Origin of the sequence: Sorangium sp. So ce1153 (genome assembly GCF_051521595.1) — a bacterium.
GTDB lineage: Bacteria > Myxococcota_A > Polyangia > Polyangiales > Polyangiaceae > Sorangium.
Genome location: NZ_CP150361.1, coordinates 12061157 through 12083907, shown reverse-complemented (window position 1 = coordinate 12083907; position 22751 = coordinate 12061157). Strand labels below are relative to the sequence as shown.

Sequence of the window (22751 nt, the reverse complement as noted above, 5' to 3'; positions counted from 1 at the left end):
TCAGCCCCACCCCTCCAGCACCAGCTTTCCGATCGCCTGCCCCGACTCGATGTGCGCGTGCGCGGCGCGCAGGTTCGCCGCGTTGATCTGGCCGAGGTGCTGGCCGCGCGTCGTGCGGAGCCGCCCCTCGTCCACCCACGCCGCCACGCGCGTGAGGATCTCCCGCTGCGCGGCCATGTCCGGGGTCCCGTGGAGGGACCGCGTGAACATCAGCTCCCACGCGAAGCTCGCGCTCTTCGACATCAGCTTCCCGAGTTCGATCGGCCCCTTGGTCTCGACGATCCCCACGATGCGCCCGAGCGGCGCCACGACGTCCACCATCGTGTCCCACCACGCGTCGGTGCTCTGCGTGTTGAAGATCAGCTCCACGTGCTGCAGCCCCGCGGCCTCGAGCTGCGGGCGGAGCGGCGCGCGGTGATCGACGACGAGGTCCGCGCCGAGCGCGCGGGCCCACGCCTGGCTCTCCTTGCGCGACGCGGTGGCGACGACGCGCAGCCCCGCGACCTTGGCGAGCTGCACCACCATCGAGCCCACGCCGCCGGCGCCGCCGATGACGAGCACCGTGCGCCCGGCGTCGCGCCCGTCGCGATCGACGCCGAGGCGCTCGAAGAGCCCTTCCCACGCCGTCAGCGCGGTGAGGGGCAGCGCCGCCGCGTCGGCGAACCCGAGCGACTGCGGCATCCGCGCCGCGATGCGCTCGTCGACGAGGTGCACCTCGGCGTTGCTGCCCGACCGCGCGATGCTCCCGGCGTAGTAGACCTGGTCGCCTGGCCGGAATGCGCTGACCTCGGCGCCGACCGCCTCGACGACGCCGGCGGCGTCCCAGCCGAGGACGCGCGGCGGGTTCTCGACCTGGGGCTTCGGCGCCCGGACCTTCACGTCGACCGGGTTCACCGCCACCGCGCGCACCCGCACGCGCAGATCGTGCGGTCCGGGCGTCGGCTCCGGGAGCTCGAGGTCGAGCAGGCTCTCGGGGTGATCGATGGGCAGGTAACGGTGGAATCCGACGGCGCGCATGGCGTTCTCCTCTCCGGGACCGGCAGGAGGTCCCGTTGCGCATGGAGAGGTGCGCTCGATCGCTGCGGTACACAATCCGGGTGCGTGGACGAGGATCTGTGAACTGGGTTCATCAATCGGCCGGGCTGAGGCCGGACGGGCGCCGTGGCTCGTGGGGGGGGCTCCTGGTCGCGCCCGCGGCTCGGGCCCATCGACCGCCGCTCAGACCGGTTGCTGCGCCCCCCGTCGGCCACGGCGCGTCGGCGGGCGGCGCGAGCGCGCCTCGGATCCATGGCGATCACGCCGTCGCGACCACCGGAGATCCCTTGAGGATGCGCTGCCAAGGGGGTCGGGCCGCGCGACCCTGCCTGTGCTAGACGTGCGCGCCATGAGCGTCGAGGTCGGCATCGTCGGACTGCCCAACGTGGGCAAGAGCACCCTGTTCAACGCGCTGACGGCCGCCAAGGCCGAGGCGCAGAACTACCCGTTCTGCACCATCGAGCCGAACGTCGGCGCCGTCCCTGTCCCTGACGACCGGCTCACCACGCTCGCGAAGTACATCAAGACCGAGAAGATCATCCCCGCCATGGTGCGGGTGGTCGACATCGCCGGGCTCGTGCGCGGCGCGAGCACGGGCGAGGGCCTCGGGAACAAATTCCTGAGCCATATCCGCGAGGTGGACGCGATCCTCCACGTGGTCCGCTGCTTCACGGTCGCCGACGTCGTGCACGTCGACGGCGGCGTCGACCCGCTCCGCGACATCGACACGATCGAGACGGAGCTCATGCTGGCCGATCTCGGCTCCCTCGAGGGAATGCTGGAGCGCACGCGGAAGCAGGCGAAGGGCGACAAGGAGCTCCTCCCGAAGATCGCGCTCATGGAGCGGTGTCTCGAGGCGCTCCAGGCCGGCAAGCCTGTCCGCGGGGTCTCCTTCGATGAGGAGCAGCGGAAGGTCGTGAAGACGTTCGGCCTGATCACGGCGAAGAAGGTCCTCTACGTGGCGAACGTCGACGAGTCCGACGTCTCCGGCACGGGCCCGCTTGCGGCGAAGGTGCGTGAGCGCGCGGCCTCCGAGGGCAGCGGCGTCGTGCCGGTCTGCAGCAAGCTCGAGTCGGAGCTGAACGAGCTCGCGCCCGACGAGCGGCAGGAGATGCTCGAGAGCCTCGGCATGAAGGAGCCGGCGCTCGCGACGCTCGCGCGAGAGGCCTACCGGCTCCTCGGGCTCCAGAGCTACTACACGGCGGGCCCCAAGGAGATCCGCGCCTGGACGATCCCGATCGGGTGCACGGCGCCGCAGGCCGCCGGGGTCATCCACAGCGATTTCGAGAAGGGCTTCATCCGGGCGGAGGTCTACAAGGTCGACGATCTCGTCGAGCACCGGACCGAGGCGGCCATCCGCGCCGCCGGCAAGCTGCGCGTCGAGGGCAAGACCTACGTCTTCCAGGACGGCGACGTCACGCACTTCCTCTTCAACGTCTGAGCTGTCCGCCGCTCGAGCGCGCCCGCTGCACCCCGGCTGCGCAGGCGCGGCGGCATCGCCGTTGCTCCTCCCCGACCCTGGCAAGTTCGGTGCGCCGGCCGTGACCGCCGGGGCGCTCCGCTGCCTTGCGGACGGAGGCGGGGTGGTGCGCAGGGCGATCTGCGGCGGGTTGTCGGTGCTGGTTCTTCTCTCCTCGGCGCTGGGCGCGCCGGGCTGCGACGCTGCGCCGACCGAGGTTGAGCCGACCGAGGTTGAGCGCGAGGAGCCGACCGAGGTTGAGCGCGAGGAGCCGACCGAGGTTGAGCGCGAGGAGCCGACCGAGGTTGAGCGCGAGGAGCCGACCGAGGTTGAGCCGACCGAGGTTGAGCGCGAGAAGCCGACCGAGGTTGAGCGCGAGAAGCCGACCGAGGTTGAGCCCCAGGAGGCCGGCGCACCCCGCCCCGGCGGCGCGACCTCGACCCCAGGGCACACCTCGCCCGCGCCGTGCGCGTTGCCGCGCGGGTTCTCGGAAGGCGCGCCGCTCCGATTCCCCGGATTCCCCGCGATGCCCGCGCCCGCCATCGGCCACAGGCTCTCTGGTACGCCCGACGCCGACGCCTTCGGTCGATTCCTGCGGTCCACCGTCGCGTTCTGCGGGCCCGACGGCCAGCCGTATTTTCTCCGCTACCGCTACTACCTCACGGGTCCGCTCTCGGGCCGCTGGCTGCGCCCGCCGCTCGCGCAGCCGCTCTGACGGCGCCGACGACGGCCGCAGCCCCCGCCGCAACCCCCGCCGCAACCCCCGACGAGGAGCCCCGTCCGGTTTTTTGACCCCCCGGATCCGCTCGGCTACCTCCGTGCCCTCACGAGACGAAAGGACGATCGTTTGGGCGCACTCAAAGGATCCATCTCATTCTCGAAGTTCTACGTGCGCGGCGACCTCCCGGACGGCTTCCGGGACCGGTTCGTCGAGCGCATCCAGCTCCGGGCGTTCCGGCCGCTCACCGTCGAGGAGGACGCGGAGCAGCGCGCCGGGTGGTGCTCCATCGAGAACCCGCTCGATTGCGAGCTCGAACACGGCAAGATCTTCTTCAACTCGTACCTGAACCTCGGCCTCAGGACCGATCGCTGGCAGGTGCCCTCGGCGCTCTTCAAGGCGCACTTCGCCGAGGCGGAGCGCGAGCACCTCGCGAAGCGCGGGCGCGAGAAGCTCGGGCGGCGCGAGAAGGAAGAGCTCCGCGCCGTCGTTTCGAGGAAGCTCCGCGCGCAGCTCATGCCGGTGATGAAGGTCGTGGACCTCTCCTGGAACCTCGAGGCCGGCGTCGTGCGGTTCTGGAACCAGTCGCCGCGCGCGCACGAGGGGCTCGCCGAGCTCTTCGAGCAAACGTTCGAGCTCGATCTGGTGCCCGAGAGCCCCTACACGGCTGCCCGCGAGCTCGGCCTGACGAGCGAGCAGCAGACCGCCTTCGAGCTCCTCAAGCCCACCGTCTTTCACGCAGAATCCGCCGCTGGAGGTGCCCTGTGGGTCTCGCCGAGCTGATCGAGCAGCGCCGCTTCGTCGGCCGTGAATTCCTGGTCTGGCTCTGGTTCGAGAGCGAGCTCTTCGAGGGGCGCTTCTCCCTCGACGCCCTCGGCGTCTGCGAGCTCTGGCTCGAGGGGCAGATCACGCTCGTCCAGGAGAAGGAGCAGAGCCGGCTCAAGGGCGCGGCGCCGAGCAGCGCCCCCGAGGCCCACGAGGCCTTGCGCCAGGGCAAGCTCCCCTCGCAGGCGCGCGTCCGCGTGACCCGCGGGGAGCTCGAGTATGCCTTCCTGTTCAACGCCGACGCGTTCGCCCTCTCGGGCGTCAAGATCCCGAGCGTCGTCAAGGACGCCGCGGACGAGCAGTTCTACGAGCGCATGTACCTCATCGAGGAGCTCGAGACGCTCTTCACGGCGCTCTACGCAGAGTTCCTCGCCCTGCGCCTCTCGACGTCCTGGGAGCCCGCGGTCATGCCGTTCATCCGCGCCTGGGTCCGGGGCGAGCCGGTCGACGTGGCGGCTTATCAGAAGCTCCGGAGCAGGCTCGCGCCGGTCCGCGGCGCGGCGAGGTCGAAGTCGACCCCGCCGCCCGCAGAGGCGCCCGAGCGCGCCGCGCGCGTGGTCGCCTGAGCCCGTCAGCGGCCGGCGGCTCGCCGCGCGCATCGTGCCGCGCGGCAGACGCCTCGCGCCGCTACTTCCCCTTCACCTTGCCGTGCACCTGCCTCGCCAGCGCGAGGTGCTCCCGGAGCTTCGGGAGCGTCGCGGCGGCGAAGCCCTTCAGGTCGGCGTCCTTCGCCTCCTTCGCGGCCTTCTCGAACTCCCCGACGTCGTGCTCGTGGTCGTCGACCATGTCGCTCATGTAGGCCCGGTCGAACTCGGCCCCCGTCTTCTTGGACAGCTTGTCGACCTTCTCGCGGTGCTTCTGATCGAGCTCCTGAGGCACGAGCACGCCCTTGCGCTGCGCGAGCTCCGCGAGCCGCTTGTTGACGGCCCCGTGGTCGTCGATCATGCGCTGCCCGAAGCTCTTCACGTCCGGGCTCGAGGCCCGCTGCTGCGCGAGCTGCCCGAGCCGCACCTCCAGGAGCCCTCCGAGCCCGGCCTTCTCGACGAACTCGCGATCGGACTTGCTCAGCGAGGGCTGGCCTGCCTGGCCTTGCTGCCCCGCTGCGCCTTGCGCCCCGCTCGTCACCGGCAGCGCCGCGGTCGACAGGCCGGCTGCCAGCATCATGGCGATGAGTGAACCAGGTTTGAACATCGTAGCTCCCCCTCTCTTCCTCGTCGCGACGCCTCGCGGGGCCCGGCACGCCCGGGCTCCGCTGCTCGTCGTTGGCGGACGAGGATCCGTGCTTTTTTGTCGTGAGCCCCGGGCGCCACGGCAAGGGGCGGACGCGCGTGGGGCCGCCCGGCTGTCGAGAAGTGGGCCCCGCGCGCGTGCGCCGTCTAGCCTTGGCCTTCTGTGGTCGGCGACTTCTTCAAGCGCCTCGTCAACGGCGTCGTGTTCCTCCTCGCCGCGCTGACCTTCTTCCTCGTCCCTGTCGGCAGGAGGACCGCCGCACAGCACGCCGTCGCGATCTTCTCGACGCCGCCCGCCAGGGAGGCCGCCTCGGCGTTCGCCCACATCGCGCGCCGCATCACCACCGAGGCGGCCACCGAGCTCGACAAGCTCCGCAACCCGCCGCCCCCGCCGCGCGAGCCGAAGTCGCCAGCGGCGAAGGCGCGACCGCCGTCCTAGCCCAGGCCGCCAGCGAGGGCCGACCGCCGGCCTGGAGCTCGGCCGCGCGCGCGGCTCAGCCCTTGCGCGGATCCTTCACGTTCGGGTGCTCGTTGTAGAACGCGTCGAGGCTCTCCCGGGAGACCTCCGCCTCGATCTCGCCGTCTCTCAGGATCTTCGCCTGACAGCCGAGGCGGCTCATCGACCGCACGTCGAACGCCTTGTCGAGGATGTCCTCCTCGTCCTCCTCGGCCTCGCTGAGGAGCTCGCGCCCCTTGGTCACGTAGACGTGGCAGGTGGAGCACGCGCACACGCCGCCGCACGCGTCACCCTCCGGGGCGCCCACGGCCTTCGAGGCCTGGAGGACGGTCGAGCCCACCGGGACCTCGGTCTCCCACGCGCGGCCGTGCGCCAGAAAGCGTACCTTGGCCATCAGCTCCTCCTCGCTTCGGCGCCGGTCGGCGCCGCGCTCGCGCCGCCCGCCTCGGCCGGCGCGTTCCCTGCGTGCTCGGCCAGGTGCGCATCCACGCCCCTCGCCGCGGCGACCGTCGCCTCGACGTCCTCGACCTGCTTGCCCGCGATCGCCCTGGCCACGGCGCGGTCCATCCGCCGGCCCGCCCACGCGCGCGTCGCCTCGTCGAGCGCCTCCGTGCGCGCCTGGATCAGCCCCGGCTTGTCCCCGCGGATCGCCGCGTCGAGCGCGCTCAGCGCGCCCTCGATCGCCTCGCGCTCGCCTGGCCCGAGCAGGTCGGCGTCCGCGGAGAGCGCCTTGCGCGTCGCCATCGCCACGCGCTCGCCCTCGACGCGCGCCTCGACGAGCCGCCGCCTGATGAGGTCCTCCTCGCCGTGGTCCAGCGCCGCGAGGAGCATGTTCTCCACCTCCTCGTCGGTCAGCCCGTAGCTCGGCTTGACCTCGACCTTCTGCTCGACCCCGGTCGTCAGCTCGCGCGCGGTCACGCCGAGCAGGCCGTCCGCGTCGACGCGGAACGTCACCTCGAGCCGCGCCATGCCCGCGGGCATCGGCGGGATCCCCTTCAGCACGAAGCGCGCGAGCGACCGGCAGTCGGCCGCGAGCTCCCGCTCTCCCTGCACGATGTGCAGGTCGAACCCGGTCTGGTTGTCCGCGTAGGTCGTGAACACCTGCCGCGCCCCCGCCGGGATCGTCGTGTTCCGCGGCAAGATCTTCTCGGCGACGCCGCCCATCGTCTCGATGCCGAGCGACAGCGGCAGCACGTCGAGCAGCAGCACCTCGTCCGCGCGGTCCATCGAGCCGGCCAGGATGTCGGCCTGGATGGCCGCGCCGAGCGCGACGACCTCCTCCGGATCGATGTCCTTGAGCGGCTCCTTGCCGAAGAGCTTCGCCACGTACTCGCGCACGTAGGGCACGCGCGTCGCGCCCCCCACGAGGATCACGCCGTCGAGCTCGCTGGCCTCCACGCCGGCGTCGCGCAGGGCGCGGCGGCAGGCCACGCCCGTGCGCTCCAGGAGCGGCGCGATGAGCGCGTTGAGCTCGGCGCGCGTGACGGTGACGAGCCGCGACGCCGGGCCGCCCGCGTCGGCCTCGCCGCCCGCCTGCACCGGCAGCTCGATCTCGACCCGCTCCGCGTCGGTCAGCGCGTGCTTGACGCTGCGGGCGGTGTCGAGCGCGAGCCGCACCACCTCGGGCGTGCGCCGGGTCGCGCGCATCTCGCCGAGCAGCCGCTCCGCGAGCGCCCGGTCCATGTCGTCGCCGCCGAGCGCGCTGTCGCCCCCGGTCGACTTCACCTGGAACACCCCGTTGTCGAGCAAGAGGACGGTGATGTCGAACGTCCCGCCGCCGAGGTCGTAGACGACGAACAGGCCGTTCTGCTGCTTGTCGAGCCCGTACGCGAGCGCCGCGGCCGTCGGCTCGTTGAGCAGGCGCAGCACCTCGAGCCCGGCCAGCCGGCCGGCGTCCTTCGTCGCCTGCCGCTGGGCGTCGTCGAAGTAGGCGGGCACCGTGATCACCGCGCCGCCCACCGACCGGAGCTCTCGCTCGGCCGAGGTGCGGAGCTCCTTCAAGATCTCCGCCGACACCTCGACGGGCGTCACGACGCGGTCCCGCACCTTGAAGCGCACGCTCTTCGCTTCCTCGGGGCCCTTCGGCTCCGCGAACTCGTACGGCCCGAGCCGCCGCGTCTCCGGGTCGCTCGCGCCGCGGCCCATGAAGCGCTTCACGCTGACGATCGTCTCGCGCGGGCTGCCCTGCGCGAGCCGCCGCGCGCTCTGGCCCACGACGGCGTTGCCGCGCTCGTCGTAGTGGACCACCGACGGCACGAGGCGCTCGCCGTTGCAGTCGTCGATGACCACGGGGTGGCCGTCGCGCACGCGGGCGACGAGCGAGTTCGTCGTCCCGAGATCGATGCCGATCGGGCTGGGCCTGGCCTTGGGGTCGAAAATCTCGAGGAGGGTCATTTCTGGTCCGTGAGTTCTTCTTCGAGCGCGCTCACCTCATCGAGGAAGCGCCGGATGTAGCGGAGCTCGCTCAGCGTGGCGAGCACGCCCTTCAGCTGCCCCGGGTCGCCCGCCGCGACGGCGAAGGCGGCCTGGATCGCGGCGAGGCTCGCCTGCTCGCGCGCCCGCATCGCCTCGCCGAGGCGCGCGATCCGCGCGCGGTCGCCCCGCTTCGCGGCCTCGGAGAGCTCCTCGCGCGACTCCATCATCTCCATCAGCAGGGCAGGGGAGGCCTTCTGCCCGGCCTCCTCGCCCTGCGCGATCCCCGCGCGCCGGAGCAGCGCCTCGGCCCGCCGGATCGGGTCCCTGAGGACGCGCAGGGCGTCGTTCGCCTCGATCGCGCGGCCGAGCGCGAGCCGCCGCTCGGCCGCGGGCGCCCCGGCGTAGCGGTCCGGGTGGAGCGCGCGCGAGAGGTCGCGGTGCCGCTGCTCCAGCGCGCGCAGGTCGAGGTCAAACCGGGGCTCGACGCCCAGGGTATCGAAGGGATCGGTCATGACGTGCTCGGGAGAGGCGCCTCGGCGGCGAGGGCGGGCGCGAGCGGCGGCGGGCTCAGGCCACCGTGAACGAGTGCCCGCAGCCGCAGCGCGTCGCCTCTTGCGGGTTCTTGAACTTGAAGCCCTGGTACATGAGCGTCTTCTCCCAGTCGAGCACCGAGCCGCCGAGATAGATGATGCTCTTCTTGTCGCAGAGGACGCGCACCGTGGCCTTGCCCGGCTCCGCGAACTCCAGGACGAGGTCGCCGGAGCGGGGCGGCTTGTCGTCGAACTCGATGACGTAGGAGAACCCGGAGCAGCCGCCGCCGCGGATCCCGACCCGGATGGCGCCCTCGGGCGTGCCGCGCTTGGCGAGCTGAGCCCGGATGGCCTGGACCGCGGCGTCGCTCACCGCGAGCGTCCGCTTCGCCTTGGCCTCCGCCTCGGCCGGCGCCCGCTCGTCGTGTGCGTGCGCGCGCGCGGCGTCCGCCGTCGCGGCGGGCGCGGGGTAGGCCCCGGGGTCCGCCGCCGTGGTCGTGGTCGTCTCCTCGCTGCTCTGCATGGCGTTGCTCCTTCTCCGGCTCCGGTGCTGTGGGCCGACCCCGACCGGAGGACCGGCGCTCCTACTCCGCGTCCGCCGCCGCGGTGTTCTCGGCGGTGCTCGCGTTTCCTGCGCTTGCAGGCGCGGTGCCGGCGAGCGCCTGCTTCGCCTGCTGCTTGGCCCTGAAGTCGGCGATCGCGCTCTTGATCGCGTCCTCGGCGAGGACCGAGCAGTGGATCTTCACCGGCGGCAGGTGGAGCTCCTCGGCGATCATGCTGTTCTTGATCGTCTCCGCCTCGTCGATCGTCTTGCCCTTCAGCCACTCGGTGGCGAGCGACGACGACGCGATGGCCGACCCGCAGCCGAACGTCTTGAACTTCGCGTCCTCGATGACGCCGCCCTCGCCGACCTTGATCTGCAAGCGCATGACGTCACCGCAGGCCGGAGCGCCGACGAGCCCGGTGCCGACGTGGTCGTCGTTCTTATCGAGCGTCCCGACGTTCTGGGGGTTCTCGTAGTGCTCGATGACCTTGTTGCTATATGCCATGGCTCTCTCCTGGACCGTTCCTTCTTCTCTCGAGTCTTGGTCTGACGGATCGGCGTCCCCCCGCGCCGCTCCTCAGTGGGCCGCCCACTGCACGCTGTTGAGGTCGATCCCCTCTTTGTGCATCTCGTAGAGCGGCGACATGTCGCGCAGCTTGTTCACCTTGCGGATCACGAGGTCAGCCACGTGGTCGACCTCCTCCTCGGTGGTGAAGCGCCCGAGCCCGAAGCGGATGGACGAGTGGGCGAGGTCGTCGCCGATGCCCATCGCGTGGAGGACGTACGAGGGCTCCAGGCTGGCGCTCGTGCACGCCGATCCGCTGGAGACCGCCACGTCCTTGATCGCCATCATCATCGCTTCGCCCTCGACGAAGCTGAACGACACGTTGAGGTTGCCCGGCAGCCGCCGGTCGGGCGAGCCGTTCAGCTGGATGGCGTCGAGCTCCTTCCAGAGCCGGGTCCGGAGCCGCTCGCGCAGCGAAAGGATGCGCGCCGACTCCGCCTCACCCTCCTGGATGAGGATCTCGGCCGCCTTGGCGAACCCGACGATGCCGGGCACGTTGAGGGTGCCGGACCGCATGCCGAACTCGTGGCCGCCGCCGTCCATCTGCGCGGTGATGCGGACGCGCGGCTTCGACCTGCGCACATACAGGCAGCCGATGCCCTTCGGGCCGTAGATCTTGTGGGCCGTCACCGAGGCGAGGTCGACCCCCATCTGCTCGACGTTGAACGGGATCTTGCCGACCCCCTGCACCGCGTCGGTGTGGAGGAGGATGCCCTTCGACTTCGTGATCTTGCCGATCTCGGCGATGGGCTGGATCGTGCCGACCTCGTTGTTGGCGAGCATGATCGAGACGAGGATCGTCTTGTCGGTGATCGCCCTGGCGACGTCGTCCGGGTCGACCATCCCGTACTTGTCGACCTTGAGGTAGGTGACCTCGTAGCCCTGCTTCTCGAGCCGCTTGCAGGTGTCGAGCACCGCCTTGTGCTCGATGACGCTCGTGATGATGTGGTTGCCCTTGTCCCTGTAGAACTCGGCGACCCCCTTGATGGCGATGTTGTCGCTCTCGGTTGCGCCCGAGGTGAAGACGATCTCCTTCGGGTTCGACGCGCCGATGAACCTGGCGAGCGTCTCGCGAGCGTGGCCGACGGCCTCCTCGGCCGTCCAGCCGAAGACGTGGCTCCGGCTGGCGGCGTTGCCGAACTTGCCGTTGAAATACGGCAGCATGGCGTCAAGCACACGCTGATCGACCGGCGTCGTCGCGTGATAGTCCATGTAGATCGGAAGCTGGATGCCCATGGTGTTCTCGCTCAGCGTTGATTCGAGCCCTGGCGGCAGTGCCCGTTGCCGCCTCGGATCCCGGCGACGAGCTCAGGCTCGGCCTGGCTCTTGTCGTGAAGGTTACAGTGGGTACATGCGGCCACGAGCTCTGCCGGGTCGCACGTCTCGCATGTGTCGAGGTAGGCGAGGCTCGCGATGAGCTCGTGCTCCAGGGTCTCCAGGTGCGCGATCTGCTCTCGCACCTCCTCGAGCTTCTGCTGGTAGACGCCTCGGATCCGCGACATCGCGCCAGGGGCTGACGACGAGGACTCCCAGGTCGAGACGATCTGCTGGATCTGGCTCAGCGACAGGCCGAGGTCGTGAAGCTTGCCGATCCATCGGACCCGGGTGAGGGCGGCGTTGTCGTACAGCCGGTAGCGTCCCTTGGAGCGGGCGTGCGGCCTGAGCAGGCCGACTTCCTCATAGTGGTGGATGGCCCGCACCGTCTTCCCGGTCGCCTTGGCGATGTCCCCTACCTGGAGTAGACGCTCTTCCTCCCCGTCGATGCCGTCGGGGACCTCCGCGCGTGCGTCCGCTCGGGACGTGCTGGACGCGAAGGGCCCGCCGATGCTTTGCTCGTGGGCGACAGGAAGGTGGTGCCGGGTCGTCATCTGGGGAACCCTGACCCTTACGTATGCGTGAGGGTTGCCGACCTTGTAGGGCGCGGCGCCAACCCTGTCAACCGGGTTGTACGGGAGTCTTCGTGACACCGCGCAAAGAGGCGGAATCAGACGCCATTCGACATCCTGGAGACCCCCTCCCGGAGCGGGAGCGGCAGGCGAGCGCAGGGCTGCTCGGGAACGGGAGAGCGGCCGGGTAGACCATAACGCATCGCGTTGATCCTGGCTAGCTGCCTCGTTCCGGCCGCCGTCTGTCGGGTGCTGTAGCCGGGTGCTGTAGCGGACTCAGCGGTGCGGCGCCGTGTAGCCGTCATGTGCCGCGGCGCAGGCGCCCGGGAGGCTGCCGGAGCGAGCTCTGCTTTACCGGGAGCGCGCGCTCCCTCGCAGGCGTCGATGGCGCCGGCCCCTCATTCCGCATGCGCTCCGACGTCGTGGTGCGCGGAAGATCGGGGGGTGTGCGGTGTGCGGTGTGGGAGCGCGCAGCGGTGGTGATCAAGCCGCCGGCTTGCTAAACAGAGCCGCCTAGGTATGTTCTCGCTGCTGAAACGATAGAGATCAGATGGCAGACAAGAAACGAATCCTCTTCGTCGGCTCGTTCAATCCCCCGGCTGACGGGAGGATAGGCGGGCAGTACTTTGCTTGTCGTTCTCTGATCGAGAGCGATCTCAAAGATCATTTTGATTTTCTGCTTGTCGACTCCACCCTCGACTCCATCCGCGTGCCGTCGGTGTTCCTCAGGCTTCACAAGATCGCGCTGAGGGTGTTCCGGTGCGTCAGGGAGCTGACGCTCTCGGACGTGGACGCCGTCCTGCTCTTCTCGAGCTCGGGGTTGAGCTTCGTCGAGAAGGGTTCCATCGGGCTGCTGGGCAAGCTGCTCGGCAAGAAGGTCGTCATCTTCCCCCGCTCGGGGCCCATCATGGATGATGTCGCCAGGAGCAAGCTGTACAGATCCTATCTGACCGCGGTCGTGAGCTCCTGCGACGCGGTGATATGCCAGAGCGACTACTGGCGCAGCTTCTTCTTGCGCCTCGTGCCCGAAGTGAACCAGGACAAGCTCGTCGTCATAGAGAACTGGCTCCCTGACTCCTCCTTCAGCGAGGGGGGGCAGAAGGTCTATCCTCAGGTCATGGACAGGCCGCTGCGGCTGCTTTATTTCAACCGCATCGAGAAGAGGAAGGGGATCTACGACTTCCTCGAGGCCATGCGCCTCTTGCAGCGCGAGAATGCCTGGGTCGAGGCCAAGATATACGGGGACGGGAGCGAGCGCGATAATGTGAAGCGGTTCATCTCCGAGAACCAGCTCACGAACACCGAGTACGTGGGCTGGCTCTCCGCCGACAAGCGGACCGTGATCTCGTCGTTCGATCTATGCCTGTTCACGTCGCACAGCGAGGGGTTCCCGAACGCGCTGCTCGAGGTGATGGCCCTGGGCGTCCCGGTCGTGTCCAGCAGGGTGGGCGCCGTGAACGACCTCATCGCCTCCGGAAAGAACGGCTTCTTGGTGGACGTGGGCAGCCCGGACCAGATCGCGCAGGCGGTCCAGGCGGTGCTCCGCGAGCCCTCGCTGCTGCAGGAGTTCTCGCGGCGCTCGGTCGAGCGGGTACGGCAGTCCAACCGGCTGGAGGACGCCATCACCAAGTTCAGGTCGCTCCTGTCGGCGCTATGAAGAACCCTGCTGTGCTGCTCTACCGGATAGGCAACTTCTTCTACCGGAACAAGCTGCCCTTCGTCGCCACGCTCATCACCTGGCTGAACAGGTTCCTGTTCTCCGTATTCATCCCTTCATCGGCCACGATCGGGGCGAATTTCAAGCTGGGTTACTGGGGGCTCGGGGTGGTGATCCATGCCCGCACGGTGATCGGCGCCAACTGCCTTGTCAGCCAGAACGTCACGATAGGGAGGAACTTCGGCAGCCAGGGGGTCCCGCGGCTGGGCAACGACGTCTACGTCGGGGCGGGGAGCGCCGTGTTCGGCGACATCACCATCGGAGACAACGTGATCATCGGCGCCAACAGCGTCGTGAACAAGGACGTGCCCTCCAACTCCGTCGTCGTCGGCAATCCCTTCAGGATCATCGCGTCCGACAGGGCGCTCAAATACTACGAGCTGGATGACCCGAACACCTGATCCGGGCGGCCAGCGCGCCCCGACGGCGTTATAGGGAGTATCCTTCGCGTGTGCAGGGCACGCCTTACGCTTGCTGACGAGCCCGCACAGATGAGGTGCGGCGCGGCGTCATCGGGGCAGATTTGTCCTGGACCGAGCCGGGAAAGCATGATTTGTTTCCGTCCGGGTGAGCGCGCTCGCCGGCGGACTGGCCCCCATGAGGATGTTGTTGTGATGAGCGAAGTGGCATCGTCGGCCGGAGACAGTCCAGCCGCCGGAGCGCTTCGTCGGGGCGATGGACGCGGTGGTGTCGCCCGGCGTGGTCGAGCACTTCGAGGACACGGCCGGCTGCCTGCGGGCGTGCGCACGCTACCTGAGACCCGGCGGGCCAATCATCACCGAGGTCCAACGCTCACAATTTCAGAATAATTATACAGTATAACTGTACAAATAGGGCGAGCGGTGGCGACATGCTCGATTTGCCGGCCACGTCGCTGGCTTGCCCTCGGGTTGTCCGGTGCGCCGACTTGGAGTAGTAGGGACGGCATCAACGACGGGCTGTCCGGCATGATGACGAGCTATGAATGTCGCGCGCCGCGCCGCACCTTAGCCAGGGTGCGGGATCCCCAGAGGAGGAAGTGCGAGCGATGGTAAGTACGCTCACGGCGGTTATTCTTGCGCTGGTGTTCTCGTGGGCGGCGACGCCACTCGTGCGCCGTCTGGCGGTGACGGTGGGCGCGGTGGACGAGCCGACCGCACGGCGCGTACACACGCGGCGTATCCCGCGCCTCGGCGGCCTCGCGATCGTGGCCGGCTTCGTGCTCCCGCTGTTCATCCTGGTCGCGATGGGTACGCAGATCGGGCTGATGTGGTTCTCGCAGCACTCGCTGGTGGTGGGGCTGCTGGCCGGCGGCCTGACGATCGCGGCGGCAGGCGCGTGGGACGACACGAAGGGTATGCGCGCGCGGCACAAGCTGTTTGCACAGATCCTCGCCGCGTCGATCGCCTGGGCCTGCGGGCTCCGCCTCGAGTGCGTGACGCTGCCGTACTTCGGGCACGTGTCCTTTTATCCGCTCTCCTTCCTGGTCACGATCCCGTGGTTCGTCGCGATCATCAACGCGGTCAACCTGATCGACGGGCTCGACGGGCTCGCGGCGGGCGTGGGCTTCTTCGCCTGCGTCGCCAATTTCATCACCGCATACCTCGGCGACTACCCGGGCAACCTGGTGATCTGCCTGCTCGCGGCGACGCTCGCCGGCGCGATCGTGGGGTTCCTGTTCCACAACTTCCACCCTGCGACGATCTTCATGGGCGACACCGGGAGCATGTTCCTCGGGTTCATGCTCGCCGCGATCCCTCTCTTCGGCGTGGGCACGCACAAGGGCGGCACCGCGCTCGCGGTCCTCGTGCCGCTGCTCGCGCTCGGCCTGCCGATCTTCGACATGATCTCGGCGATGGTCCGGCGCTTCGTCGCCCGCCGGCCGATCTTCGCCGCCGATCGCTCGCACATCCACCACAAGCTGCTCGACAAAGGCCACTCGCATCGCAGCGCGGTGCTGATCCTGTACGGGCTCAGCCTCCTGTTCACCGTGGTCGCGCTGGTCGCCTATGTCGGCCGCTCGCACGAGATCGGCTTCGCGCTCGTGGCCTGCAGCGTGGTGCTCTTCATCGTGGTGCGCGCGGTGGGCTCCTTCCCGTCGCTCGGGGCGAAGCCGAAGGACGCCCGGCGCGCGCGTGAGGCCACCGTGGAGGCGCTGCGCCGCGCCGTGCCGCGCGCGCTGCTCGAGATCGAGACCGCGAGCGGGTCGGAGAAGCTGCGCGCCGTCCTCGAGCGCTTCGCGCCGGAGGCGAAGCTCATCGCCCTGGAGGTGACCTCCGCGGGCGCCAACGGCAGCGCGCGCGTGAAGTCGTGGAGCTGGACGCAGGAGGCGGCGACGCCGCAGCAGATCCGCGAGTCGGTGGCCGCGGCGTTCACGATCCAGCTCGGGGGCGAGAACGTCGAGCTGCGCTTCCGCTGGGACAGCGAGGAGTGCTCGGTCAATCCGCAGGCGGAGATGCTGCTGCAGCTCATCGTGGACTCCGCCGAGCGCATGCTGCTACGCCGGCCGTCGACCTTCACGCTCGAGCGGCGCTCCCAGGGGCGCCTCTCGGTGGTGTGAAGCCTTCATCCCGCAGCTGACGCGCTCGCGCCGCTGGACGTGACCGAGGAGACATCGTGGAACTTGCCCGCCGGATCGTTGGTTTCAACAAGAAGTCAAACGAGTGGTATTACCGCTTCAGCGACCACCCGCATTACTGGAAGGTCTACCAGGGCGTCGTGGACGAGGCGGTCGCACCGGCGAAGGACATCATCCACCTCGGCTGCGGGCCCCTGTGGTTCGGCAAGGTCGCGACGGTGCCGCTCGACGGCAAGACCATCTACGCGGTCGACCCGGACGAGGAGGCGCTCGCGCGCAACCCGGCGCAGCAGCATATCTGCGCATACGGCGAGTCGATCCCGCTGCCGGACGGGTGCGCGGACGTCATCGCCGCGGATCACCTGCTGGAGCACCTCGAGAAGCCCGAGGCGGTGCTGCGCGAGGCGCACCGGCTGCTGCGCCCGGGGGGACGATTCGTGTTCACGGCGCCGAACCTGCTCTCGTATTCAGGGATCGCGACGCACCTGACGCCGCACTGGTTTCACACGTTCTACATGGGCCTGTTGCGCGCCTCGTCGGGCAGCAGGAACGCCAAGCCGTACCCGACCTACTTCCGCATGAACACCATCTGGACCGTGGAGCGCATCGCCAAGGAGACGGGCTTCCGCGTGGACAAGCTCCATACCGGGGTGGACCACCCGTCCTACACGGTGCTCTTCCCGGGGCTCCACCAGGCGCTCATGGCGGTGCACCTGATGCTCGACAAGGTCGAGGCGCTCGCTCCGTTCCGCATCACGCTCACCGGCAGCCTCGTTCGCGAGTAGGGGCGCCGGAGCGCTTGGCCGAGGCGCTGCGGGGCGCCGAGGCGCTCCTGCGCGCGCCTGGTCCTCGTCGCGCTGGGCGCGCTCGGCCGGCCGGCGCGTCGGCGCGACACGCGGCTACCACCGGAGGCGAAAGCCGCCGCGCCAGCCGTCTTGCACCTCGCCACGACCGGAGAACACGACCGCCGCGCGCGGCTGCCGGAAGCAGGGATACCAGACCCCCGGGCTCCGCTCCGGCGTGAGCTGAACGCCCTCGAGCGCGATCGACCGGCGCTGCAGCGCCGCCTCGTCGAGGCGAAGCCGCGAGCAGGCGCTCGTCGTGCCCCCGACGATCTCGTCGCGGATCACGAGCTCCCGCTCGGAGAGCTCGAGCTCTCGTCGGTGTACGGGGGCTCCCGGGAGGAAGCGGTACCCGTCGTGCTCGGCCTCCACCGCGAGGCGCGAGGGAGCACGGTCGATCCTGCGCACGTGGGCACGAGCCCGGCGGCCCACGCGGAAGGCGCTCCACACCTCGCTCGAGTCCGCGCCGCCGAGCTCGACCGTGTTGTGCGCGCGCGTGGCCCGGGTCTCCTCCCGGTCCCGGTCCGCGATGTAGCTGGACACGCCGTGATCGACGACAGCGCGCTCGCCCTCGAGCCATAGCTCGAACGTGAGCGCGTCTGCGTGCACGTGCCCGGGCTGGTACGCGGCGCCATCCATCCCCGCGTCGAACGCGAGCCAGGCGCGCTCGCCGAACCGGAGGATCACCCAGCCGGTCGCGGCGAGGTGCAGGAGGGCCGGCTCGTCGTCCGGCGGTGCGCCGCGCGCTCCGGCGGCGCTGTGGAGGCCGAGCGCGGCGCCGAGGGCGAGGACGCTGTCGAGCTCGGGCGCGGAGTCGAGGGCAGCATCGTTGAAGAGGGGGTAGGTCCCGTCCGGGGCGCGGACGGCGGCGGCCCAGGCAAGGGCCTTCTGTGCCGTGACCCGCCAGAGCTCGGGCACCTCGCGCCCCGCCGCCTGCGAGATCTCGATGGCCTCGAGCAGCCCGGCGGTCAGCGCGAGGTGGTACGAGGCGGAGAGCTCGAAATGCCCGCCATCATCGAGGAACTGCTCCGGGAGCTGCCAGGACAGGAGCCTCGAGCCGAGCCGCCACCAGGCCTCGGCCTCGAGGCCGCGCGCCACCGCGCCGCCGCACACGAGCCCGATCGCGTTCTCGAGGAGGTGGTTGGCCAGGAGGTGCAGCTCGAGCCCGAGCGCGACGGCCCGACATGCGCGCGCCAGCTCGGCCGAGAGCCCTGGGCGGCCGAGGCGCGCCGCCACCGCGAGCCTGCGGGCACGCACCGAGGCGGGAAACGGGTGCGACGCGACCGGGCCCTCCCACGCGCTCGGGACAGGGACGGTCGGGTCGGCCCCGAGCTCGTAGCCGTAGGCGCGCTCGTACGCGTGGAGGAGCGAGCCCTCGGGAATGGCGGCCAGGCGCGCGCGCCCGCGCACCCGCTCTGACTCGGCGAAGGCCACGAACGGCGCGTTCGGCGGGGCGAAGCCGGACCGGAGGGGCGGAGCGAGCGCCGCCGTCGGACCTCGACCGAGCGCGCGCCCACCCAGGGCGACGGGGCGGGCGAGCACCTGCACCGGGTGAAGCTGCGCCAGCGTGCGCGCGACCCGCGGCAGGTTCATCTCGCGCGTTCCCCGCGTTCCCCGCGTTCCCCGCGGGCCCCCGCGCGGCGCACCACGCGCTCCAGCACCTCGGCGTAGTCACACGCGAGCGTGTCGCGGTCGAACGAGCGCGTCACATACGCCCGCCCTGCCTCCCCCATGCGCCTCCGCCGGTCCGGATCGGCGGCGAGCTCGAGGATCGCGCGCGTCATGGCCGCCACGTCCTCGGGGGGAGCGAACAGGCCGGCCTGCGCCTCTTCGACGATCGACCGCGCCTCGCCGTCGACCGAGATCACGATCGGCCGTTCCATGGCGAGGATCTCGAAGATCTTGGACGGGATGACGGTCTGAAAGAGCTCGGTCTTGCGCAAGGGAACGAGGCAGATGTCGGCGGTGGCGTACACCTCGTTCATCGCGTCGCGCGGGCGCGCGCCGAGGAATGTCACGCCGGAGAGCCCGAGCTCCCGCGCGCGCGCCTGCAGGCTCGCCCGCTCTGCCCCGTCGCCGACGAACAAGAAGCGGATGTCCTCGCGATCGCGGAGCCCGTGCGCCACGTCGAGCACCGCGGAGAGGCCGTGCGCCATCCCGTGCGTGCCGACGTAGGCCACCACGAGGCGATCCCCGAAGCCGAGCTCCGCGCGCAGCGGCGTGGCGCGCGAGGACGGCGTGAAACGGCCGAGGTCGACGCCGTTGCGGATGATGTCGATCTTGTCGGCGGGCACGCCCCGCGCCACGAGCCGCTCGCGGAAGCTCCGCGTGACGACGACGATCTCATCGGCCGCACGGTAGAGGTGCTCTTCGACGACCGTGAGACCTCGCACCACCGGATGCTCCTCGGGCAGCGCGCCCACCGCCACGATCGACTCGGGCCAGAGATCGCGCACCTCGAACACGAACGGCAGCCCGCGGAGCTTCGCGACACCGTAGCCGGCCACCGCCGTGAGGAACTGCGGGCTCGTCGCGATGAGCACGTCGGCTCGCGGCAACTCGCGCTGCGCGAGCGTGAGCGTGGAGAGGGCGAACGACCCGTACGCGAGCGAGCGACGCACCTTGCCCCGGTTGGCGGCGGCGTAGATCCAGGTGCGGAGGACCCGTACCCCGTGAAAGTCCTCTTCAATGCGGAGCCGACCCCGGTACTCGGGCGGGATGACCCCCGTCGGGTGGTTCGGCATGCCCGTGAGGACGGTGACCTCGTGTCCAGCGCGTCGCCAGGCGCGGGAGAGCTCCGAAACGCGCGCGGCGGGAGCCCCTGGCTCGGGGGGGAAATAGGGAGAGACGTAGAGGATGCGCATGGGCCGCGTGGATCGCGAGGGATCGATCGCGCCGGGAGAATGGCTGGCTCGCGTGCTCGACGTCAACTACTTTCTCCCACCGGGAATAAGGATGCTCCCTAGTCGAGCGATCGTGATGGCCTCCACGCATGTCCGCCGATCGTTTTGACATCTTTTGACATCTGGCGCTCTTTTCTCCTTCAAGCAGCTTGCCCGTCGGCGTGATACCGGTACACCCTGAGCTGATGTGAGGCAGTCCCGGACGTTGAATCGGCCCCCGCGACGCCGGCGATCCTGGTAGCTTCCCGCGCGACGCCGAGAGACCCTGCGCGCAGCGCCCGAGCTCTTCCTCCAGAGGCCGGCGCTGCTCCGCTCACCGCACCCCGCCGCCGAGATCCTCGCCTGAGCTGCCGCCATGCGCTTCCTCGCGAAACACGGGCCGTTCTTCGGCCTGTTTGCCGCCCTGCAGCTCCCCGCCTTGCAGCCTCTGGTCAAGTTCGCTCCGGCGCCAGGGATCGCTGTTCCAGCCTTTCTGCTGGCCGCGTTCATCGGCCTGTGGCTGTTGCTCGACCCTCCCGCGTACATGAAACGATGGCTGGAGACCCCGTGGCCCAGCGCCTCTCTGGCGGCCACCTTGGCGCTCGTGGCGGCCTTCGTTTATCCTCGCGCGGACGGCCTCAAGGCGCGTGGCGCCGGCTCCGACGCCGACGACGCCATGATCCTGGCGGGGCGAGCGCTGGTCGAGCTGCACAACCCGTACGAGTCGACGACGTACCTGGGGAACCCGTTCAGCCCCGGTCCGGGGTGGGCGGCGCTCTGGGCGCCGCTCGCGGCGCTCGGCGCCTATGCGCTGATCACCGCGCTCTCCCTCTCGGCGACCGTCCTCGCGCTGCGGTTCACCCGGCACAGCTGGTCTCACACCAACACCTTCGCGCTCGCCGTGTTCAGCTGCGTGCTGCTCTGGGAGCTCGCAGCGATAGGCAGCGATCTGCCCGCCTGGGGCCTGCTCGTGCTCTGCGCGGTCCTGGTCCTGGAGCAGCCTCGCTTGCCTCGGGGGGGCGTCGTCGCGCTCTCCGTGCTGCTCGGTTGCCTGGCCACGGCGCGGATTTCCTTTTCCTACCTGCCGCTGCTGGTCGGTTTCAGCCTGCTCTCTGTCCAGCCGCGCCGCGCCTTGACCGTGGCCGCCGGAGGGTCGGCGGCGGCCATGCTCCTGCACGCCATCTTCTGGCAGCTCAATCCGCTGTTCTACCCGCCTCTGCACCTGGTGAGCCGGGCGCAGGGGCTGCTCTCTGGCGCGTCTCTGTACATGGCGCTGGGCTTCCTGGGCCTCGTGGCGGCGTGGATGCTCCACCGCTGGCGCTCCTGGTCTCCGCCGGTGTACCTGGCCTGGGGACTCGGGGCGCCCATGCTGGTGATGGCGGTGGCCGAGCTGGGCGAGCACGCGAGCCTGGCGCGCTGGAAGGGGGCGACCTACCTGGTGACGAGCCTGCCGGCCGCAGCGTATGCGCTGCTGGCGCGCATCAGGCGTGACGCTCTGCGGCCGGCGCCGGCTACGGCCGGCGCGACGCCTGGAGGCCCGGTGGCGCCGCCGGCCCGCCGAGATGCGCGGCGTGCAGGCCCCGCTCAGGCCTCCCATGCGCCGGCTGCAGGGCAAAGAGCGACTGGCGAAGGAGCTTGATCAACGAGGTGAGCAGGACGACCGCGAGCACGGCGAACCCCAGGGAGACGGTGATCTTGAGCACCGCGGTGAACTCGCCCCGGAACTGGTTGTAGGCGAACGAGGAGAGGGTCGCGCAGGACGCGCGGACGAGCAGGGTCGAGTCCCGGGCGCCCGCCACGAGGAGCGGCAGCATGAAGAAGAGTCCGCTCATGACCGCGATCTGGATGCCCGTGCCGAGGAGGCCGAGATTCAGGAAGCCTTCGGCGGCGGCGCTCATGGCGAAGCCGCCGCCGTGGCGCGCGATGTCGGGCGCCATCCACACGGCATAACGTTGTCCGAGGCCGAGCGGCCGCTCGTCCCAGAGCGGCTTGGGCACCAGGATGAGAAACGCGTTGATCCAGCTCTCGCCGGCGTAGGTGACGATGGGCGGCCTCTCGTTCACGATGTTGACCAGATTGGCGTGAACCATCTCGAGCTCGCCGATCTCCCACGGGTTCTCGGTCCGCTCGAGGTGCGTCAACGCCGACGTGACCTGCGCGTCGAACCCGCTGCCCTGAACGGCCCGAGCACCCTCGATGGCGATACCGTAGATGAGGACGGCCACCATGCCGACGGCCAGCCACACGCGCCGGATCTGGACCCCGTAGGTGTGCAGGGTGAGCCCGATGGCGAGGACGGTCCAGACGAGGGGCCCACGCCGCCCCGTGATCGTGTTGAGGAGGATGGTCGCGAGGAAGCACGACCCTGCGATGAGGAGCACCTTCGGGACGGGCAGGCCGGCCTTGCGGACCGAGGCGAACCTGAGAAAGCAGTATGCGATCGCGAGCTTGATCAGGAACCAGCCCGAGGTCAGCAGCCCCTTGCCCTCCTCCTCGAGGTGGTTGGCGGCGTAGCTCATCGTGAAGAACTTCCCCACGCCGATCGAGACGATCCACGCCCCGATGAGCCCGACCCCGAGCAACCCGACGAGGATCGTCGCCCAGTCCCGGTCCAGCATCACCTTCGGCCTGAGCATCGGGACCAGCCGCTCCGTGTTCGGGCTCTCCGGCGGGCGGCTCAACGCCGTGCACACGAGCGCGCAGCCGATCGCGCCGGCATAGGCCACCTCCATGGCTGTGGCGTCGCGGCTCGGCAAGCGGAAGCCGTAGGACGTCAGCAGGTTCATGAGAGGGGCATAGCCGACGCTGAGGAAGTAGGTGGCCGGTACGTAGGTCTCCGGATCCAGCGGATGGAAGCGGGGGCCGCCGGCGCGCGCGAGCGACGGGGCGGCGAGCAGCAGCAGGAGACCGATCGTCAACCCGCGTCCATCGCCCATCGACCCCTCCAGGATGGGGCCGACCGCGGCCAGCGTCGCGACGAGGAGCACCACCATGAGACGGCCCGGAGGCCGCCTCGCCTTCGTCGGGGCCGTCTCGGCGGCGCGCGGGGCGCCACCCGCGCGGGGGAGTCTCGGGGACAGCAACGGCGGT

The 22751-nt window shown here is 70.0% G+C and carries 22 protein-coding genes; 10 read left to right on the top strand and 12 right to left on the bottom strand.

What is annotated here, in order from left to right:
* On the bottom strand, window positions 1-1017 hold the full coding sequence (locus tag WME85_RS43940) for a zinc-binding alcohol dehydrogenase family protein (RefSeq protein ID WP_437830196.1): 1017 nt from the start codon (window positions 1015-1017) through the stop codon (window positions 1-3).
* Between the two features lie 367 nt (window positions 1018-1384).
* Here WME85_RS43940 and ychF point away from each other — a divergent pair, with 367 nt between their 5' ends.
* The 4 genes from ychF to WME85_RS43920 all read left to right on the top strand — a co-directional run bounded on the left by ychF (window position 1385) and on the right by WME85_RS43920 (window position 4603).
* Window positions 1385-2476 (top strand): redox-regulated ATPase YchF, encoded by a 1092-nt coding sequence (gene ychF, locus WME85_RS43935; RefSeq protein ID WP_437830195.1) that lies wholly within the window; start codon window positions 1385-1387, stop codon window positions 2474-2476.
* Between the two features lie 61 nt (window positions 2477-2537).
* Entirely contained in the window at window positions 2538-3209 is a 672-nt protein-coding gene (locus WME85_RS43930) for a hypothetical protein (protein ID WP_437830194.1), read from the top strand.
* Between the two features lie 132 nt (window positions 3210-3341).
* Window positions 3342-3995, top strand: a complete 654-nt coding sequence (locus WME85_RS43925) for a hypothetical protein (protein ID WP_437830193.1) — start codon at window positions 3342-3344, stop codon at window positions 3993-3995.
* Window positions 3977-4603, top strand: coding sequence for a hypothetical protein (locus WME85_RS43920; protein ID WP_437830192.1), 627 nt, complete (start codon window positions 3977-3979; stop codon window positions 4601-4603). Before WME85_RS43925 ends, WME85_RS43920 begins: the two co-directional genes overlap by 19 nt.
* Window positions 4604-4664: 61 nt before the next feature.
* On the opposite strand, the gene WME85_RS43915 is transcribed toward WME85_RS43920, so the two are convergent.
* Window positions 4665-5228 (bottom strand): DUF4142 domain-containing protein, encoded by a 564-nt coding sequence (locus tag WME85_RS43915; protein WP_437830190.1) that lies wholly within the window; start codon window positions 5226-5228, stop codon window positions 4665-4667.
* Window positions 5229-5429: 201 nt separating this feature from the next.
* Between WME85_RS43915 and WME85_RS43910 the strand changes: the two genes are divergently transcribed.
* Window positions 5430-5705, top strand: coding sequence for a hypothetical protein (locus tag WME85_RS43910; RefSeq protein ID WP_437305036.1), 276 nt, complete (start codon window positions 5430-5432; stop codon window positions 5703-5705).
* Window positions 5706-5760: 55 nt separating this feature from the next.
* Here the strand turns inward: WME85_RS43910 and WME85_RS43905 are convergent, their stop codons facing one another.
* The 7 genes from WME85_RS43905 to WME85_RS43875 form a co-directional block, all read right to left on the bottom strand.
* Window positions 5761-6117, bottom strand: coding sequence for a 2Fe-2S iron-sulfur cluster-binding protein (locus WME85_RS43905; protein ID WP_437830188.1), 357 nt, complete (start codon window positions 6115-6117; stop codon window positions 5761-5763).
* Window positions 6117-8117, bottom strand: coding sequence for a Fe-S protein assembly chaperone HscA (gene hscA, locus WME85_RS43900; protein ID WP_437830187.1), 2001 nt, complete (start codon window positions 8115-8117; stop codon window positions 6117-6119). Before hscA ends, WME85_RS43905 begins: the two co-directional genes overlap by 1 nt.
* On the bottom strand, window positions 8114-8650 hold the full coding sequence (hscB, locus tag WME85_RS43895; RefSeq protein ID WP_437830186.1) for a Fe-S protein assembly co-chaperone HscB: 537 nt from the start codon (window positions 8648-8650) through the stop codon (window positions 8114-8116). The genes hscA and hscB overlap by 4 nt, the downstream gene beginning before the upstream one ends.
* 55 nt (window positions 8651-8705) lie before the next feature.
* Entirely contained in the window at window positions 8706-9191 is a 486-nt protein-coding gene (locus WME85_RS43890; RefSeq protein ID WP_437830184.1) for a HesB/IscA family protein, read from the bottom strand.
* Between the two features lie 61 nt (window positions 9192-9252).
* Window positions 9253-9717 carry a Fe-S cluster assembly scaffold IscU gene (gene iscU / locus WME85_RS43885; RefSeq protein ID WP_437830182.1) on the bottom strand — a complete coding sequence of 155 codons (465 nt, stop codon included), beginning with the start codon at window positions 9715-9717 and terminating at the stop codon, window positions 9253-9255.
* 72 nt (window positions 9718-9789) lie between these two features.
* The gene (locus tag WME85_RS43880) at window positions 9790-11007 is read right to left on the bottom strand and encodes an IscS subfamily cysteine desulfurase (RefSeq protein WP_437842533.1); all 1218 of its coding nucleotides are present in this window, start codon (window positions 11005-11007) and stop codon (window positions 9790-9792) included.
* Between the two features lie 17 nt (window positions 11008-11024).
* On the bottom strand, window positions 11025-11645 hold the full coding sequence (locus WME85_RS43875) for a MerR family transcriptional regulator (RefSeq protein WP_437830181.1): 621 nt from the start codon (window positions 11643-11645) through the stop codon (window positions 11025-11027).
* Between the two features lie 568 nt (window positions 11646-12213).
* Between WME85_RS43875 and WME85_RS43870 the strand changes: the two genes are divergently transcribed.
* The 5 genes from WME85_RS43870 (at window position 12214) to WME85_RS43850 (ending at window position 16722) form a co-directional block, all read left to right on the top strand.
* Window positions 12214-13320 (top strand): glycosyltransferase family 4 protein, encoded by a 1107-nt coding sequence (locus WME85_RS43870; protein WP_437830180.1) that lies wholly within the window; start codon window positions 12214-12216, stop codon window positions 13318-13320.
* Window positions 13317-13781, top strand: a complete 465-nt coding sequence (locus WME85_RS43865; protein ID WP_437830179.1) for a serine O-acetyltransferase — start codon at window positions 13317-13319, stop codon at window positions 13779-13781. Before WME85_RS43870 ends, WME85_RS43865 begins: the two co-directional genes overlap by 4 nt.
* A 274-nt stretch (window positions 13782-14055) precedes the next feature.
* On the top strand, window positions 14056-14202 hold the full coding sequence (locus WME85_RS43860; protein ID WP_437830178.1) for a methyltransferase domain-containing protein: 147 nt from the start codon (window positions 14056-14058) through the stop codon (window positions 14200-14202).
* Window positions 14203-14344: 142 nt separating this feature from the next.
* Window positions 14345-15919: a glycosyltransferase family 4 protein gene (locus tag WME85_RS43855; RefSeq protein ID WP_437830177.1), complete on the top strand. Its 1575-nt coding sequence runs from the start codon at window positions 14345-14347 to the stop codon at window positions 15917-15919.
* 56 nt (window positions 15920-15975) lie between these two features.
* Complete coding sequence (locus WME85_RS43850; RefSeq protein ID WP_437830176.1) at window positions 15976-16722, top strand: class I SAM-dependent methyltransferase; 747 nt, start codon at window positions 15976-15978, stop codon at window positions 16720-16722.
* 114 nt (window positions 16723-16836) lie between these two features.
* Here WME85_RS43850 and WME85_RS43845 read toward each other — a convergent pair whose 3' ends face one another.
* The 3 genes from WME85_RS43845 to wzy form a co-directional block, all read right to left on the bottom strand.
* Window positions 16837-18372 carry a heparinase II/III domain-containing protein gene (locus WME85_RS43845; protein ID WP_437830174.1) on the bottom strand — a complete coding sequence of 512 codons (1536 nt, stop codon included), beginning with the start codon at window positions 18370-18372 and terminating at the stop codon, window positions 16837-16839.
* Window positions 18369-19643 (bottom strand): glycosyltransferase family 4 protein, encoded by a 1275-nt coding sequence (locus tag WME85_RS43840; protein ID WP_437830172.1) that lies wholly within the window; start codon window positions 19641-19643, stop codon window positions 18369-18371. Before WME85_RS43840 ends, WME85_RS43845 begins: the two co-directional genes overlap by 4 nt.
* A gap of 1529 nt (window positions 19644-21172) precedes the next feature.
* The gene (gene wzy / locus WME85_RS43835) at window positions 21173-22744 is read right to left on the bottom strand and encodes an O-antigen polysaccharide polymerase Wzy (RefSeq protein ID WP_437830171.1); all 1572 of its coding nucleotides are present in this window, start codon (window positions 22742-22744) and stop codon (window positions 21173-21175) included.
* Between the last annotated feature and the right edge of the window lie 7 nt (window positions 22745-22751).

Coding starts and splice junctions, on each gene's coding strand:
- WME85_RS43865 (WP_437830179.1), top strand. CDS start 13,317: ATGAAGAACCCTGCTGTGCTGCTCTACCGGATAGGCAACTTCTTCTAC.
- WME85_RS43905 (WP_437830188.1), bottom strand. CDS start 6,117: ATGGCCAAGGTACGCTTTCTGGCGCACGGCCGCGCGTGGGAGACCGAG.
- WME85_RS43855 (WP_437830177.1), top strand. CDS start 14,345: ATGTCGCGCGCCGCGCCGCACCTTAGCCAGGGTGCGGGATCCCCAGAG.
- WME85_RS43840 (WP_437830172.1), bottom strand. CDS start 19,643: ATGCGCATCCTCTACGTCTCTCCCTATTTCCCCCCCGAGCCAGGGGCT.
- iscU (WP_437830182.1), bottom strand. CDS start 9,717: ATGGCATATAGCAACAAGGTCATCGAGCACTACGAGAACCCCCAGAAC.
- WME85_RS43870 (WP_437830180.1), top strand. CDS start 12,214: ATGGCAGACAAGAAACGAATCCTCTTCGTCGGCTCGTTCAATCCCCCG.
- WME85_RS43860 (WP_437830178.1), top strand. CDS start 14,056: ATGGACGCGGTGGTGTCGCCCGGCGTGGTCGAGCACTTCGAGGACACG.
- WME85_RS43915 (WP_437830190.1), bottom strand. CDS start 5,228: ATGTTCAAACCTGGTTCACTCATCGCCATGATGCTGGCAGCCGGCCTG.
- WME85_RS43890 (WP_437830184.1), bottom strand. CDS start 9,191: ATGCAGAGCAGCGAGGAGACGACCACGACCACGGCGGCGGACCCCGGG.
- ychF (WP_437830195.1), top strand. CDS start 1,385: ATGAGCGTCGAGGTCGGCATCGTCGGACTGCCCAACGTGGGCAAGAGC.
- WME85_RS43845 (WP_437830174.1), bottom strand. CDS start 18,372: ATGAACCTGCCGCGGGTCGCGCGCACGCTGGCGCAGCTTCACCCGGTG.
- WME85_RS43875 (WP_437830181.1), bottom strand. CDS start 11,645: ATGACGACCCGGCACCACCTTCCTGTCGCCCACGAGCAAAGCATCGGC.
- hscA (WP_437830187.1), bottom strand. CDS start 8,117: ATGACCCTCCTCGAGATTTTCGACCCCAAGGCCAGGCCCAGCCCGATC.
- hscB (WP_437830186.1), bottom strand. CDS start 8,650: ATGACCGATCCCTTCGATACCCTGGGCGTCGAGCCCCGGTTTGACCTC.
- WME85_RS43940 (WP_437830196.1), bottom strand. CDS start 1,017: ATGCGCGCCGTCGGATTCCACCGTTACCTGCCCATCGATCACCCCGAG.